13 protein-coding genes and 1 pseudogene are annotated in these 14,274 nt (G+C 67.8%); 7 read left to right on the top strand and 7 right to left on the bottom strand.

Features of this window, described 5'->3' with window-relative positions:
- Positions 1-345 (bottom strand): annotated as a pseudogene (locus D472_RS25360) (DNA helicase); the annotation flags it as partial.
- 153 nt (positions 346-498) lie between these two features.
- A complete protein-coding gene (locus D472_RS0111910; RefSeq protein WP_017604710.1) occupies positions 499-1,998 on the bottom strand; it encodes a PucR family transcriptional regulator in 1,500 nt (499 codons plus the stop codon).
- Positions 1,999-2,588: 590 nt separating this feature from the next.
- On the opposite strand from D472_RS0111910, the gene D472_RS0111905 reads away from it, so the two are divergent.
- Positions 2,589-3,890 carry an aspartate aminotransferase family protein gene (locus tag D472_RS0111905; protein ID WP_017604709.1) on the top strand — a complete coding sequence of 434 codons (1,302 nt, stop codon included), beginning with the start codon at positions 2,589-2,591 and terminating at the stop codon, positions 3,888-3,890.
- 902 nt (positions 3,891-4,792) lie between these two features.
- Here the strand turns inward: D472_RS0111905 and D472_RS0111900 are convergent.
- Positions 4,793-5,605: a carbon-nitrogen hydrolase family protein gene (locus D472_RS0111900; RefSeq protein ID WP_017604708.1), complete on the bottom strand. Its 813-nt coding sequence runs from the start codon at positions 5,603-5,605 to the stop codon at positions 4,793-4,795.
- 121 nt (positions 5,606-5,726) lie between these two features.
- Between D472_RS0111900 and D472_RS0111895 the strand changes: the two genes are divergently transcribed.
- The 3 genes from D472_RS0111895 to D472_RS0111885 are packed head-to-tail and all read left to right on the top strand — an operon-like array spanning position 5,727 to position 8,959.
- Entirely contained in the window at positions 5,727-6,380 is a 654-nt protein-coding gene (locus tag D472_RS0111895) for a TetR/AcrR family transcriptional regulator (RefSeq protein ID WP_017604707.1), read from the top strand.
- 48 nt (positions 6,381-6,428) lie between these two features.
- Complete coding sequence (locus D472_RS0111890) at positions 6,429-7,364, top strand: ABC transporter ATP-binding protein (protein WP_017604706.1); 936 nt, start codon at positions 6,429-6,431, stop codon at positions 7,362-7,364.
- Positions 7,361-8,959, top strand: a complete 1,599-nt coding sequence (locus D472_RS0111885; RefSeq protein ID WP_017604705.1) for an ABC transporter permease — start codon at positions 7,361-7,363, stop codon at positions 8,957-8,959. The genes D472_RS0111890 and D472_RS0111885 overlap by 4 nt, the downstream gene beginning before the upstream one ends.
- A 36-nt stretch (positions 8,960-8,995) precedes the next feature.
- On the opposite strand, the gene D472_RS0111880 is transcribed toward D472_RS0111885, so the two are convergent.
- Together D472_RS0111880 and D472_RS0111875 are read right to left on the bottom strand one after the other, a co-directional pair.
- Positions 8,996-9,322 carry a transcriptional regulator gene (locus D472_RS0111880; protein WP_017604704.1) on the bottom strand — a complete coding sequence of 109 codons (327 nt, stop codon included), beginning with the start codon at positions 9,320-9,322 and terminating at the stop codon, positions 8,996-8,998.
- Positions 9,323-9,324: 2 nt separating this feature from the next.
- Positions 9,325-9,972 carry a hypothetical protein gene (locus D472_RS0111875; protein ID WP_239642959.1) on the bottom strand — a complete coding sequence of 216 codons (648 nt, stop codon included), beginning with the start codon at positions 9,970-9,972 and terminating at the stop codon, positions 9,325-9,327.
- Positions 9,973-10,091: 119 nt separating this feature from the next.
- Here D472_RS0111875 and D472_RS0111870 point away from each other — a divergent pair, with 119 nt between their 5' ends.
- The gene (locus tag D472_RS0111870) at positions 10,092-10,946 is read left to right on the top strand and encodes an alpha/beta hydrolase (protein ID WP_017604702.1); all 855 of its coding nucleotides are present in this window, start codon (positions 10,092-10,094) and stop codon (positions 10,944-10,946) included.
- Between the two features lie 21 nt (positions 10,947-10,967).
- Here D472_RS0111870 and D472_RS0111865 read toward each other — a convergent pair whose 3' ends face one another.
- Together D472_RS0111865 and rlmN are read right to left on the bottom strand one after the other, a co-directional pair.
- Entirely contained in the window at positions 10,968-11,438 is a 471-nt protein-coding gene (locus D472_RS0111865; RefSeq protein ID WP_017604701.1) for a YqaA family protein, read from the bottom strand.
- 7 nt (positions 11,439-11,445) lie between these two features.
- The gene (gene rlmN / locus D472_RS0111860) at positions 11,446-12,543 is read right to left on the bottom strand and encodes a 23S rRNA (adenine(2503)-C(2))-methyltransferase RlmN (RefSeq protein WP_017604700.1); all 1,098 of its coding nucleotides are present in this window, start codon (positions 12,541-12,543) and stop codon (positions 11,446-11,448) included.
- Between the two features lie 218 nt (positions 12,544-12,761).
- On the opposite strand from rlmN, the gene D472_RS0111855 reads away from it, so the two are divergent.
- Entirely contained in the window at positions 12,762-13,847 is a 1,086-nt protein-coding gene (locus D472_RS0111855; protein ID WP_017604699.1) for a suppressor of fused domain protein, read from the top strand.
- Positions 13,848-13,930: 83 nt separating this feature from the next.
- Positions 13,931-14,274: MFS transporter (locus D472_RS25355; RefSeq protein WP_033303650.1), on the top strand; the 344-nt coding region annotated here is incomplete at its 3' end.

Here is a 14,274-nt window from a genome sequence, read left to right as displayed (position 1 = left end):
ACCATGGCGGCCGGCCAGCCGCATGACGCGGACGCTCTCGTGGTGCAGTGGCAGGACCTCCCGAGCACCGCTGAAGAGCGGTTCCGCTCCGGCCGGCAGACAAGCGCAGGTGTCGGAGTCCAGGTCCCGGGCCCGTACGAGGTGGCCGTGGACGGCCTCACGATGCAGGCAGGAGCGTAGGTAGGCCAGGAAGGAACGGACCTCGCCCTGGTCGACCGGCGGCTTCCAACGCAAAGAGGCCGCTCCGACCCCGCCGCCCTGCCAGTCCCTCTCGGCCACCGGCATCCCCGATGCGGCGTGCGGACCGACGTACCCGGTCTGTGTCTCGTCTCGCAGTGACCTCACAGCGTCCCCCAGACCACTCGGCCGACATCGTGACCGAATGATTACTCAGCGCCATCGGGCCCCATTGTGGTGCATTCCTCGTGCCACCGCCCGAGGAATGACCGAACCCGCCGCCACTTTCACCGAGAGTGATGACATCGGGATGCCCCAGGGTCATCCGCGCCTCTCCCGGACGCGGAGGGCGATCCACAGCTCCACCCGGTGGTCGGGGTCGTCGAGGTCGCCGGGGAGCAGCTCCCGAACGCGCTTCATCCGATAGCGCAGGGTGTGTCGGTGCACCCCCAACCGTTCCGCAGCCGCGTCCCAGCGACCGGAGGCCGCCAGGTAGGCGCGCAGGGAGGCGAGGAGTTCGGTCCCATTGCGCCGCCGACCGATCGGGGCGAGCAGATCCTCCGCCAAACGAAGTCCGGCCGGGGTGTCCGCCAGTCCCAGAAGGCCACCGGGCAACTCTTCCGAACACAGCAGCCCTCGTCCCTGGTCCACCGCCGCCGCCAAGGCGCGTTCGGCCTGTGAGCGGGCCGCGGGTAGGTCCGGATAATCGACCGGCTCGCTCAGCCCCACGGCTCCTCCGAAGAACTCATCGAACACCTCGGGCAGCCGATCCACCATGTCCGCCGGAGCCAAGAGCAGCGAACCCGCCATGACCTCGACGTTGCCGATGGAAGAGCCGCCGGTCGGCAGGGCGGTGTCGGTGGCCAGGAGCCCCTCCGGTAGAGGGCCCTGCGGAATGGGAGCCCGCGCGGCGGCCACCACCACCGGCTCGGCGGGTAGGACACGGCGCAACGACGTGGCACCTGGATGCCCCGGGTCCAGAGCACCGTCGAACAGGGCCGCGAGCACCCCGGGCCCGAGTTCGGCTCCGCGCTCGTTCGTGGGACGCTCCATTTCCAAGGACAAGAGCGACACCGCGGCGTTGACCAGGGTCCGGTCCTCGGAACCGAAGTCCTCCAAGCCTCCCACCGCCAGGAAGCCGAGCACACGACGACCGGCGGACAAGGGCTGTAGGGCCACACGCGTCCCACCGGAGACCACCGAGGCACCGGCACGGGGGCCGGATCCGCGCAGTCGGGGCAGTTCGGCGACCAATCGCCGTGCGTGTTCGGCTGCTGAGAGAGGGGAAGCGCGGCGGACCGAACCATCCGGGTCGAGCAACAGGACCCAGCCGCCGAGCTCCCGGGCCAGCCGGTGCACCACCGCCTCGGCTCCGCTCAGCGCGGCCCGAGTGAGTTCGCGTTGGGCCGTGAAGGCCCGGGTCAGCCCCTCGTACTCCTCCTCGGCCAACAGGCGCGAGACCTCCTTGCCCACCGCGATGAAGGGCGTCTCCCGTGCCACTTCCACCAGGGCGACTCCGAACTCCTCGGCGGCTTCACACAATTCAGCGGGGGTTCGGTCGAAGATGACGTGGGCGCCAAAACCCAGTCCGGCGATGTCCCGCTCGGCCAGTCGACGCACGTAGGCGCGCAGGTCCGGAAGTTCCTCGGCCCAACGCACCCCCGTGGTGAGCACCAACTCTCCCCCGGCCAGGTAGGGGGTGGGGTCGGTGAGTTCGCTGACCGCGACCCACTCCACCCGTCGGTGCAGTCGTTCCTGGCCGGTGAGCAAACGCAACCGCAGGCGCGGCGTACGGATCAGGGCTCCCAGTGTCGGCGGCATCGTCCCTCCCCCGTGACCGTCCGCGCCACTCCTACCCTGACACAATGGCACGGATCGTTTCCCTGGTTATCCACTGTGTCCATGCTCGCCCGCTTCCAGACGGCCTGGTGTCGCGCCATCCCGCGTCTTCGGCGGAGCCCCGGTGTGGATCACCCCGATCCACGACACCTGGGGCCGTCCCGGCGAGGAGGCAGCCGTATGGCCACGACCGAGGTCGTTCGGTCTCGCCGGTTCCTCACCCAGGTCCCCGACCCCGGGTCCCGAGCCGTCCAGAAGCGTCGAAGCTCCGCCGTCGCCCAGGGCGTGGGCGGTGTACCGCCCGTCTACGTCGAGCGGTCGGGCCGATTCACGCACACCTGCTTCATGGTCAAGCCCTACGAGGCCTACATGGAGGTGTGCGAGGCCCTCAACCGGTTCACCCCCGGTGACCACGCGGGGGCCGGCGTGCTGGAGGGCAGGCGTCCTCAGGACTTCGGCGAGGGTGGGGAACACTCCGCGAGTCCAGGGATACGAGTGGTTCCGCCTTACCGGGTGATCTGGTCACAAGGCATGTGTTGGCCAACCTCTCAAGGTGCGGCGAGACTGGGGACATGTCGGAACTTCTCTCGCGCCACCGAGCGGTCATGCCCTCTTGGGCCCCCCTGTACTACGAGTCCCCGTTGGAGATCGTCAGCGGAAAGGGCGTCCGTGTCACGGACGCCGAAGGTCGCACCTACCTGGACTTCTTCGCCGGGATCGCGACCAACACACTCGGCTATGACGTGGCCGAGGTCCGTGAGGCGGTCGAGCGTCAGCTCGCCAAGGGCGTCGTGCACACCTCGACCCTGTACCTGATCCGCTCCCAAGTGGAGTTGGCCGAGAAGATCGCTCGGCTGTCCGGCATCCCCGAAGCCAAGGTGTTCTTCACCAACTCCGGTACCGAGGCCAACGAGACCGCCCTGCTACTGGCCACGTACGCCCGTGGCAGCGACGAGGTCCTGGCGATGCGCGGGAGCTACCACGGACGTTCGTTCGGAACCGTGGCGGTGACCGGGAACAAGGTGTGGAAGAACTCCTCGCTCTCCCCGCTGAACGTGCACTACCTGCACGGCACCAACCACGCCTCCCCCGCGTTCCGGCACTTGTCCCAGCAGGAGTACATCGACGTGTGCGTGGCCGACCTGCGCGACGTCTTGGACACCGCGGCGCCCAACGTGGCCTGCCTGATCGCCGAACCGCTTCAGGGGGTGAACGGGTTCGCGACGCCGCCGCAGGGCCTGTACGCCGCTTACAAGGAGGTCTTGGACGAGCACGGCATCCTCCTGATCTCGGACGAGGTGCAGACCGCGTGGGGCCGCACCGGAACGAGCTTCTTCGGAATCGGCGACCACGGGGTGACCCCGGACGCCATGACCTTCGCCAAGGGTTTGGGGAACGGATTCGCGGTCGGCGGTGTGGTGGCACGCGGCGACCTCATGGACGGACTTCCGGCGCTGGGTGTGGCCACCTTCGGCGGCAACCCGGTGTCCATGGCCGCGGCCGGAGCGACCCTCGACTACGTCCTGGAGCACGACCTACAGGCCAACGCGCTGCGTCAGGGGACGACCATCGTCAATGGTCTGCGGGCACTGCGTGAATTGGACTGTGTGAAGGACGTGCGCGGTAAGGGCCTGATGTTCGCCATCGAGATGGTCGATCCCGACACCGGTGCCCCTTCTTCGTCGTTGGCCGGCCGAGCCCTGGAGGCCGCTCGTGAGCGTGGGTTGTTGGTGGGTAAGGGCGGTGTACACGGCAACGTGCTGCGCATGGCCCCACCGATGACGCTGTCCGAGGACGAAGCCGTCGAAGGACGCGACATTCTGTTGGACACCGTCCGATCCGTGGCCGACCGGGACGGCACCGGTCGAGTCTGATCCGAAGGTCGACGCGCGAGGTACGGGGTGTACGCTCGCGCAGCCGGCGAAGGCGATCGCCCTCGCCGGATCGATCCGGGTCAGGGCCCGAAGGGCGGTGTCGACCCGGGCCTTCCCGACAAGGCACGGAGGGCCGGTGAGAAACACCCATGGATGTTTCTCACTGACCGTCGGTGACGGGCCACACGGAGTATTGTTGTCACCGGCACCCCTTCACGGGTGTGGTCCGCGGCCACGTGCGCCCTCATGGGGTGTGGTCACCAACCACGTGTGTCACGACAGACCATCGTGGAAAGACGCGCTCATTTCCCCTCCTCCCCATGGAAGCGGGCGCGTCGACGGAAGCGCTCCGGGTCCCATGACTCCCCCTTGGACCCGGAGCGCGACCGTCATCTTCCGCCCGCAGGAGCGGGAAACCGACTAGCGGACCACGACCAACGGCTTACTCGGAGGAACCGGCCGAGGGCCGATGATCTCCGCGCATTCGTCACACCCGTACACATGGGCTCCGTCCGACAGTTCCCCGAGGACCCGACGGGGCCGGGGCCACTTGGTGTGGCAGATGACGCAGGCCTCCCCCATACACTGCGCCCGACTCAGCCGACTCGGGTCATAGACGTGAACCTGGGACGCGAGGTCGGTCCGCGTGTCTGGTTCGCACATCGTGCTCGTTCCGCGCAATGTCCTTGCTCCCCCCGTGGTTTAGGACAGTCTGGCGGGCCGATAGTTACCGGCTCTCAATTGAATCAGAAGCTCTCGGCGCCTGGAAGGGCCCTGACCGATCTGAATCACTCCGTGCAGGGAAAGCATAACCCTACGTAACGGACCCTGGGAAGACCTCTTACAGGGCCTGATCACGCTCAGGCCCTATCCGACATGTACGCACGAACCCGAACGAGGGCTCAGCCCTGCTCACGGACGGTCACCGAAAAACGGCGCATCGCCAGAGCCGGGTTGGTGTCCCGAACCTCCACGACCCGATCGGCCGAAACCTGGGCCAAGGCGATCTCGAACGTCTGCTCGCCCAGTGAGGTCAATGCGGTGCCCATGGGGTCGATCACCATGCTGTTACCGGCGCCCGTGGGCGTGGCCTGCCCGGAAGCAGCCACGTAGACGGTGTTCTCGATGGCGCGAGCACGGGCCAGCGTGCGCCAGTGGTCCTCCTTGAGCGGGCCCGGTACCCACTGGGCCGCCAGCAGCACCACGTGGGCCCCGGCATCGGCGATTCGTCTGGTCACCTCAGGAAAGCGAAGGTCGTAACAGGTCTGCATGCCGAAGACGACGTCGTCGATGACGAAGGTCTGCGGCTCCTCGATCGGGCCGGGGGCGACGACGTCGGACTCCTTGACACCGAAGGCGTCATAGAGGTGGATCTTGCGGTAGAGCGCCACCCGTTCGCCCTTGGGGGAAAGCGCGACCAGTGTGTTGGTGAAGTGCGTGGCGTCCGCACCCTCGAACTCGTTCACTCCCAGCACCAGGTGCACGCCCTCACGGCGGGCGGTGTCGGCAACCTCGGAGAGGAAGGGCCCGTCCAAGGCCTCGGCCGCCTCGACATAACGGTGGTCGGTGCGTGGGGCGGTGAACATCGTGTACTCGGGGAACAGGACGACCCGCGCACCGGCGGACGCGGCCCGAGCGGTCAGCTCCGCCACGGATCGCTGGTTCCGTGCCTTGTCCTGCCCCGGCGCGAACTGGGCGACCGCGACCTGCACCATCGAAACTCCCCCTTCTGCCCTGGGCACGACCCCTTCGGCCGCCCCGAACGTGTCCTGAGTGTACGCCCGCCTTCGAGCGACCCCTTGCCAGCGGACTAAACGGTCGTTTAATGTATTGAATATGCGTTCAGCCTCACGTGACGACCTCAACGCACGCGCCCGCATCCGCGACGCGGCGCTCACCCGGTTCGGCAAGGACGGTTTCGGCGTCTCGGTACGCGCCATCGCCGAGGAGGCCGGGGTCTCCCCCGGCCTGGTCATCCACCACTTCGGCAGCAAGGACAAGCTGCGCGCGGTCTGCGATGAGCACGTGCGCCAGGTCATCACCGACACCAAGACCGCGTCGGTCGTTTCGCACGATCCCCAGGGCTTCCTCCACACCATGTCCCGGTACGAGGAGTACGCGGGGGTCCTGGGCTACATCATCCGTTCCATCCAGTCGGGTGGTGAGCTCGGACGGCACCTGTTCGAGATGATGGTGGTCGACGCCGAGGGCTACCTGGCCCGGGGCGTGGAAGAGGGCACCATACGACCGAGTCGGGAGCCGGAGAAAAGGGCGCGGTGGTTGGCCGCCAACTCCATCGGTTCCATCCTGGTACTCATCTCGACGAGCCGACCCGACGCGGAGATCGACTTCCAGCGAGTGCTGCGCGACTGGCAGCGCGAATACATGCTGCCCGCCCTGGAGATGTTCACCGAGGGTCTGCTCACCGAGCGCACCATGCTGGACGCCTACCTGTTGTACCTCGGTGACCCCCCCGAGGAGAGCCACTGATCATTCCCATGAACAACAGATCCCCACCAGATCAGGAGCGCTTCGATCATGTCCGTACCCGCCATCGAGGCCCGGGGCCTCGACAAGTACTTCGGCCGTTTCCAGGCCTTGGACGAACTCGACCTCACCGTGGACAGCGGCCAGGTCGCGGGCTTCCTCGGCCCCAACGGGTCAGGCAAGTCCACCACGATCCGGATCCTGCTCGGCCTGCTTCGGGCCGATTCCGGCAGCGTCCGTCTGCTAGGCGGTGACCCGTGGAAGGAAGCGGTCGCCCTGCACCGCCGTCTGGCCTACGTGCCCGGCGACGTGTCCCTGTGGCCCAACCTGACCGGTGGTCAGGCCATCGACCTGTTGGGGCGGTTGCGCGGTGGACTCGACGACCGCCGCAAGAAGACGTTCCTGGAGCGCTTCGAGCTCGATCCCACCAAGAAGGCCCGCACCTACTCCAAGGGCAACCGGCAAAAGGTCGCCCTGGTGGCGGCCTTGTCCTCCACCGCCGAGCTGCTCATCCTCGACGAACCCACCTCGGGACTGGACCCGCTCATGGAAGCGGTGTTCACCGAGTGCGTGCGTGAGGTGAAGGAGGAGGGGCGTACGGTCCTGCTGTCCAGCCACATCCTGTCCGAGGTGGAGAAACTCTGCGACACGGTCACCATCATCCGTGGTGGTCGCACCGTGGAGTCGGGCACCCTGGCCGAGCTGCGCCACCTGACCCGTTCCACGGTCCGGGCCGAGGTGGAGGGCGATCCGTCGGCGCTGGAGGGGTTGACCGGCGTGCACGACCTGAGCATCGACGGCCGCGCGGTGGTCTTCGCGGTGGAGAACGACCACATGGGTTCGGTGCTGAGCGAGCTCGCCACCTTGGGCGCGCGTTCTCTGGTGAGCAACCCACCGTCCCTTGAGGAACTGTTCATGCGCCACTACGGCGACGATCTCGCCGCCCGGGGCGCCGCCGGCGAGATCGACGGGAGGGAGCGGGCATGAGCGCGTTCACCGGAACCGGGACGATGATCCGGTTCATCCTGCGTCGTGACCGGATACGGCTCTCGGTCTGGACCCTGGCCCTGGTCGGAACGACGGCCGTCACCGTTCCCACCCTGGACGAGGCCTTCCCCGACGAGGAATCGCGGCAGGCGCGCGCGGCCCTCATGGACACCCCGACCGGGGTGGTCTTCGGTGGCCCCGGCTATGGGCTGGACGACTACTCACTCGGCCCGATGCTGGTCAACGAGCTGACCGCGAGTCTGCTCATCGCCTTGGCGGTGCTGAGCATCCTGCACGTCATCCGGCACACCCGAGCCGAGGAGGAGAGCGGCCGCGCCGAACTGCTGCGCGCCAACGTTCTGGGGGCCGGGGCCCAGAGCACCGCCGCCCTGGTCACCCTCACACTGGTCAACCTGCTGATCGGTGGCCTCATCGCACTGTCGATCATCGCCTTCGACATGCCCGTCGCCGATTCCCTCGCCTACGGCCTGGGGCTGGCCCTGGCCGGGATCTCCTTCGGTGCGATCGCCGCCGTGTGCGCTCAGGTCTCCGAGCACGGACGCACCACATCCGGGTTGTCCTTCCTCGTGGTGGGCCTGTTGTTCATGGCCCGGGTGGTGGGCGACCTCGCGGAGCAAGGGGGAGGCCTGGCGTCCTGGCTCTCTCCGTTCGCCTGGGTGCAGCAGACCCGACCCTTCGTCGACCTGCGTTGGGAACCGCTGGCACTGTACGGGGCCTTCCTCGTGGTGACGTTCGCGATCGCCCACGTCCTGGCCGGCCGGCGGGACCTGGGTAGCGGGCTGGTCGCCACTCGGCCCGGTCCGGTCGGCGCGGGGCGACTACTCCGTGGGCCCACCACCCTGCACCTGCACCAGCAACGCGGTTCGATCATCACCTGGGCCATCGCGGTCGCCCTGTTCTCGTTCGCGTTCGGCACCCTGGCCACCGAGATCCAGGGCATGTTGGAGGCGAACCCGGACATAGGGGTGATCCTCGGCGGCGATGTCGACGACGCGGTCGGTGGGTTCCTGGCCGTTATCACCGCCTACGTGGTGATGGCCGGAGCCACCTTCGGCGCACTGTCGGTTCTGCGCGTGTGGAGCGAGGAGAACGCCGGACGCGCCGAACTGGTCCTGTCCACCGCCGTCGGCCGAGCGCACTGGTTCGGCGGCGTCCTGGTGGTCGCCACTTCGGCCACGGTGTTCATCGTCATGGTGGGGGGACTCGGGTTGGGGCTCGGCGCCTCCGTGGCGATCGAGGACTTCGAGTGGGTTTGGCGGATGGTCGAGGCCTCCCTGGCCCAACTACCCGGGGCCCTGGGTTTCGTGGCCCTGACCGCACTGGTCCTGGGACTGCTCCCGCGCCTGACCTTCCTGGTGTGGCTGTGGCTGGCGTACAGCGCCCTGACCACGATGTTGGGCGCGCTGCTGGGTTTCCCCGACTGGGCGATGAACCTGAGCGCCTTCGAGATCCTGGCCAAGCCACCGATGGACGAGTTCGAGGTGGGGCCGTACCTGCTCTACCTGGGAGCGGTGCTTTCGGCCGGCGCGGTCTCCCTCGTGGGATTTCGCAACCGCGACCTGGTCACCGCCTGATCAAGGGAACGAGAGCGGACGGACCGCCTTCGGGGTTCACTCCTGGGAGGCGGTCCAGTCGCGCGCGGCGTCGCGCAGACGGGTCAGTCGCTCCCAGTGCTCGGCGACGACCTCACGTCCGGCCGGGGTGAGCCGAATGGTGGTGCGAGGGGGGCCGGAGGCGTTCTTGGAGATGGCGACGATCCCGCCCTTCTCCAGCTTGGACAGGTGGCTGGACAGGTTGCCCTTGGACAGTCCGGTGATGCGCTGGAGGAAGAGGAAGTCCGCGCTCTCACAGGACGACAGCGCGCTGGTGATCGCCAACCGCGAGGGTTCGTGTACCAGGCGGTCGATCTCCGCCATGTCTTCGAAGGGCGTGCCCATGGTCAGTCCGTCTCGCTCTCGCTCACCGAGGTGAGTGTCCGCCCCAGCGTACGGTGGTCGAGCAGCCCGTTCACCACCAGGATGCCGCCCGCGACCAGGGGCACCATCACGGGGTACTCCCACTCGAAGGGGTGGATCCCGGAGGGAACGAGGGCACCCAGCGGTGCCAGGGCGAGAGCGAGCAGGAGTGCGGCGCCGACCAGGTAGTGCCACCGCGTGCGCGGGTGGGAACACCCGATCACGGCCAGGCAGATGGCGATGAAGACACCGAAGACCCATCCACCCTGAACGCCGAGCACGTTGGTCACGCTCATCAGGAGGAGGTACCCGAAGAGCAACCCCATCGGCACCAGGACGAGCCACAGGACACGCCGCGTCGTCCAGCGTGGACGCACCTGACCGAAGCGACGACGGTAGTGGCGCTGCGCGGCGACGAACAGACCGACGAGCAAGAGCGCCCCGATCGGGAACAGACCGGTCCAAGGCCCGACCGGCGGCAAGGGCGTGAAGGCCACCCAGATTCCGAACAGGCCCAACAGACACGTGTACAGGCCTTGGTATCCACCGAAGTCGGCGGTCACCGCGCGAATCCGTTCCAGGTGGTCGATGTCGTGGGGAGTATGCATTCGAGCCTCCGGTTTGTAGTGCAAACTCTCCTTCGACCGTACGCATCGAAAGTCTGGTTTGCAACACAAACCTTAGGGATGTTCGGCCCGGAAACGGGTAATCCGCACGTGGAGAACACCGCTTTCTCCCGAAAGGAACCGCTGTGACCGGCACCGACGCCCGACCCCACGGACGCCGGGCAAAACGTTTCCTACTCGTGGCCGCCGTGGGGACCCTCGTACTCGTGCTGGTGGTGGGACTGTTGTGGGCGATGCAAAGGTCCATGATCTACCTGCCCTCCGGCGGTGAACCCCCGCCCGCCGCGGAAGTGATCGAGACCGCCGAGGACGTGCGCCTGGAGACCGATGACGGCCTCGAAATCGGCGGCTGGTTCGTTCCACCCCGAGGCGAGGACCGCCAGGCCGCCGTACTGGTGACCAACGGCAACGCCGGCAACCGGGAGAACCGGACGTTCTTGGCCCGAGCCTTGGCAGACGAGGGATTCTCGGTGCTGGTGTTCGACTACCGCGGCTACGGCGGCAACGAGGGCTCCCCTTCGGAGCAGGGATTGGCCTCCGACGCCCAAGCCGCTGCCGATCACCTGGCCGAACGCGGTTTCACCGCAGCCCGCACGTTCTACTTCGGGGAGAGCCTGGGCGCGGGCGTGGCCACCGGCCTGGCCCTGGAACGTCCACCAGCGGGACTGTTCCTGCGCTCCCCGTTCAGCTCGCTGGCCGACATGGGCGCTCACCACTACCCGTTCCTACCGGTGCGACTGCTGTTGCGAGAGCACTATCCGGTGGCCGAGCAGGTGGCGCGGATCGAGGTACCCACCACCGTGGTGAGCGGGGAGGCCGACGGCATCGTGCCACCGGAGCAGAGTCAGGTGGTGGCGAACTCCGCTTCGGACCTGTTCGAGGAAGTGGTGGTGCCGAGTCTCGACCACAACGACGCCGCGCTCGTACACGGCCCCGAGGTGGTGGAGGCGTTCGTTCGCCTGGCCGACAATGTCCTCTGAGCCCATGTCCGTGCCGGTCGGTCAGGGCAGGTAGGTCAGGGCCCAGGCGGGGGTCAGGACCAGGACCAGGAATCGCGCGGTACGGGTGAGGAAGGTGATCACGCAGAACAGTACGAGGTTCATGCGAACCACACCGGCGAGCACCGAGACGACCATGAACGGCGGAACGCTCACCAGGGAGCTCAGCGCCAGCAGCCCCATTCCCCACGCCGGCCGGGCCTCGGCCTTGGCCCGCCAACCGGCCATGCGCTCCGACCACTTACCCGGAGTCCGCGCCCGGCGTTTGAGCCAGGGCGCGGAGATCGTGCCCTTGCCCACGTAGTAGTAGGGGATCTTGCCGAGGGTCTGCCCCAACGCCGCGACCAGCGACATCGCGACGAGGGCGCCATCGTCCAACAGGGCGACGACGCCCAGCAGATACGCCTCGATGTTGAGGATCGGGACCAGCCCGGCCGCGGTGGCCACCACGAAGGCCAGGAAGGTCTCGACCACGACGGTGCTACTTCTCGGCGGCGGCGAGCTGGCCGCAGGCCCCGTCGATCTCCTGACCTCGGGTGTCCCGGACGGTGACGGACACCCCGTGCGCCTGTAGACGCCGGACGAATTCGCGTTCGTCCTCGGGGCGTGAGGCCGTCCACTTCGAGCCCGGCGTGGGATTGAGCGGGATGAGGTTGACGTGCACCAGATGGCCCTTGAGGAGTTCGCCGAGCAGGTCGGCCCGCCATGCCTGGTCGTTGATGTCCTTGATCAACGCGTACTCGATGGACACGCGTCGGCCGGTGGTACCGGCGTAGCGCCAAGCGGCGTCGAGGACCTCGTCCACCTTCCACCGGGTGTTGATCGGCACCAGCTCATCGCGCAACTCGTCGTCGGGAGCGTGCAGGGAGATCGCCAAGCGGACCTGCATCTTCTCGTCGATGAGCTTGTTGATCGCCGGGACCAGGCCCACGGTGGAGACGGTCACGCCACGCTGGGAGATACCCAGGCCGTTCGGGACCGGGTCGGTGATCCGCCGAACGGTCTGCAATACCCGCTTGTAGTTTGCCATGGGCTCGCCCATGCCCATGAACACGATGTTGCTGATCCGCCCAGGTCCGCCGGCGACCTCGCCACGGGCCAGGTCACGGGCGCTGGCGACCACCTGGTCGACGATCTCGCCGGTGGACAGATTACGGGTCAGCCCCGCCTGGCCGGTGGCGCAGAACGGGCAGTTCATGCCGCAGCCGGCCTGGGAGGAGATGCACAGGGTGACACGGTCCGGGTAGCGCATGAGCACCGACTCGAACATCACCCCGTCGAAGGCCTTCCACAGGGTCTTGCGGGTCATCCCGTTGTCACAGGTGATGTGCCGGACCGGGGTGAGCAGGGTGGGCAGCAGCGCCTCGCCGAGCCGGGCCCTGGAGGCCTCTGGAAGGTCGGTCATCTTCGAGGTGTCCGATTCCAGGGCGCCGTAGTAGTGCTTGGCGATCTGCTTGGCGCGGAAGGGCTTCTCCCCCAGCTCCCGAACGACCTCCTGGCGCTCCTCCGGGGTGAGGTCGGCCAGGTGCCGAGGAGGCTTGGCACGACGGGGGGCGACGAAAGTGAGCTCGGCGGGCATAAGCATCCGTAAAGAGTGGAGTCGATGGACTGCGCCCGGCGCGGAAGTGATGTGGCACCGTGGGTCGTTATACGACTTATACGCGGCTGCGGCGTTGCTCCGCCTGCCAGGGCGCTACCTTCGATTCTACGCGCAGTGTGGACGGCCCGGACGGATGTTCCTGGTTCGGCGACCACGACGACACGACCCCCGTTGAGGGACGGCACGTGGGAGGGCCGGTGACCGAGATCGACGTCCTGCTCGACGAGATCAGTCCGTACCAGAGCCGCCGCGTCGTCGTCGAATGCGACTCCCACACGACCGCCGCCTACCTGTTGGACGCCCGTGAGCGCATCCGGGTGCCGGTGTGGCTGGCCAACCACGAGAGCGCCCCGCGCGAGGTCCAACCCGGAGACCTCTACCAGGGTCGAGCCCCCCTCATGCCGGAGGCCTACACCAAACACCCACAGGGGCGCCCCCGGTTCGACCCGGCCACGTTGCGCGCGGTCTGGTTCGAGGAGGGCGACGGGGTGGCCCTGATGGACGAGGAGGGGTTGCTCGCGGTGATCCCCGGCTGGGCCGAAGCCGACAGCGGGCTGCCCGGCTACGCCCGTGAGGCCATCGGGCGCAGCGCCTACGCCTGGGAGCTGGACTCGGTGAAGCACCGGCTGTGGCCACGGGTGGTACACGCGGAGGCCTACTGGGACTGGCGGCGCGCCTCGGGGGCCTGGCGGAGCGTGCAGCGCACGGTGTTGAGCCATCTGAATCGTCGAGTGGGCGAGGCCGGACACTACTGGGACGTCTCCGACGGGCACCCGCCCCTGCTGCGGGTCTCGGAGCGCCCGCCCTCGCGGGAGCGACCGTTCACCATCCTGTCCACGGTGGGCATGTGCGGTCAGCGGATGCCCACTCTGGACCGGTACATGGCCGACACCTCAGGCCACGCCCGAGTGGAGTTGGCGTTGGCCACGACGTTGCCCGCCCACCACGCGGCGCGGATCTTCCGGTGGATCGGGGCCTTCCCCTGGCGAGCGGTCACCTGGTTCGGCACCGGGCACACCGTCAAGTGGCTGGACAACCCCGAGGACCGGGTGATGCGTCGTGGAGCGGGGGCGGTCCTGCTCTTGGAGGATCCCGACCCTCTGGTCACCGACCCCGCCCGAGTGCCGCCGGACACCTGTGGACTGACCTTCCAGGGCGATCCGGTGCGCTGGTTGTGGATCGTGCCGATCACCCGGCCCGAGCACTTGTTCGCCAAGGAACACGACAGCGCCACCCTGGTGGAGAAACTGGCCGCGGAGGGGCGCGGCTGGATTCTGGACTGACCCCGGCTCAGCGAAAAAGCGGTTGCCCCGCTTGGGATGTCTGCTGTCGACTACCCGGATCGACGGAAGGTCAGGGGCGGGGCGTGGTTCGTAGGGAGAAGGTGAAGGCCCGACTCGGGGTGGGGATCCTCGCTCCGCTTCGGCACCGGAACTTCCGGGCACTGGTGCTGGGCCGGACCCTGTTGATGTTCGGCAACGGCATGGCGACGGTGGCGCTCGCCTTCGCGGTGTTGGACGTGACCGGTTCCCTGACCCAGGTGGGCCTGGTGGTGGGCGCCCGGTCGGTGGCGAACGTGTCGCTCCTGTTGCTGGGCGGTGTGCTCGCCGACCGACTGCCGCGTGCCCTGGTGCTACGAGGCGCCTGTGTCGTGGCCGCGCTCTCCCAAGGAACCCTGGCGGCGACCCTGATCGCCGGCGTGGCGTCCTT

This window comes from Nocardiopsis alkaliphila YIM 80379 (assembly GCF_000341005.1).
Taxonomy (GTDB): Bacteria; Actinomycetota; Actinomycetes; order Streptosporangiales; family Streptosporangiaceae; genus Nocardiopsis; species Nocardiopsis alkaliphila.
This window is presented reverse-complemented; position numbering and strand designations above follow the sequence as displayed.

Coding starts and splice junctions, on each gene's coding strand:
- D472_RS0111895 (WP_017604707.1), top strand. CDS start 5,727: ATGCGTTCAGCCTCACGTGACGACCTCAACGCACGCGCCCGCATCCGC.
- D472_RS0111905 (WP_017604709.1), top strand. CDS start 2,589: ATGTCGGAACTTCTCTCGCGCCACCGAGCGGTCATGCCCTCTTGGGCC.
- D472_RS0111890 (WP_017604706.1), top strand. CDS start 6,429: ATGTCCGTACCCGCCATCGAGGCCCGGGGCCTCGACAAGTACTTCGGC.
- D472_RS0111910 (WP_017604710.1), bottom strand. CDS start 1,998: ATGCCGCCGACACTGGGAGCCCTGATCCGTACGCCGCGCCTGCGGTTG.
- rlmN (WP_017604700.1), bottom strand. CDS start 12,543: ATGCCCGCCGAGCTCACTTTCGTCGCCCCCCGTCGTGCCAAGCCTCCT.
- D472_RS0111880 (WP_017604704.1), bottom strand. CDS start 9,322: ATGGGCACGCCCTTCGAAGACATGGCGGAGATCGACCGCCTGGTACAC.
- D472_RS0111900 (WP_017604708.1), bottom strand. CDS start 5,605: ATGGTGCAGGTCGCGGTCGCCCAGTTCGCGCCGGGGCAGGACAAGGCA.
- D472_RS0111885 (WP_017604705.1), top strand. CDS start 7,361: ATGAGCGCGTTCACCGGAACCGGGACGATGATCCGGTTCATCCTGCGT.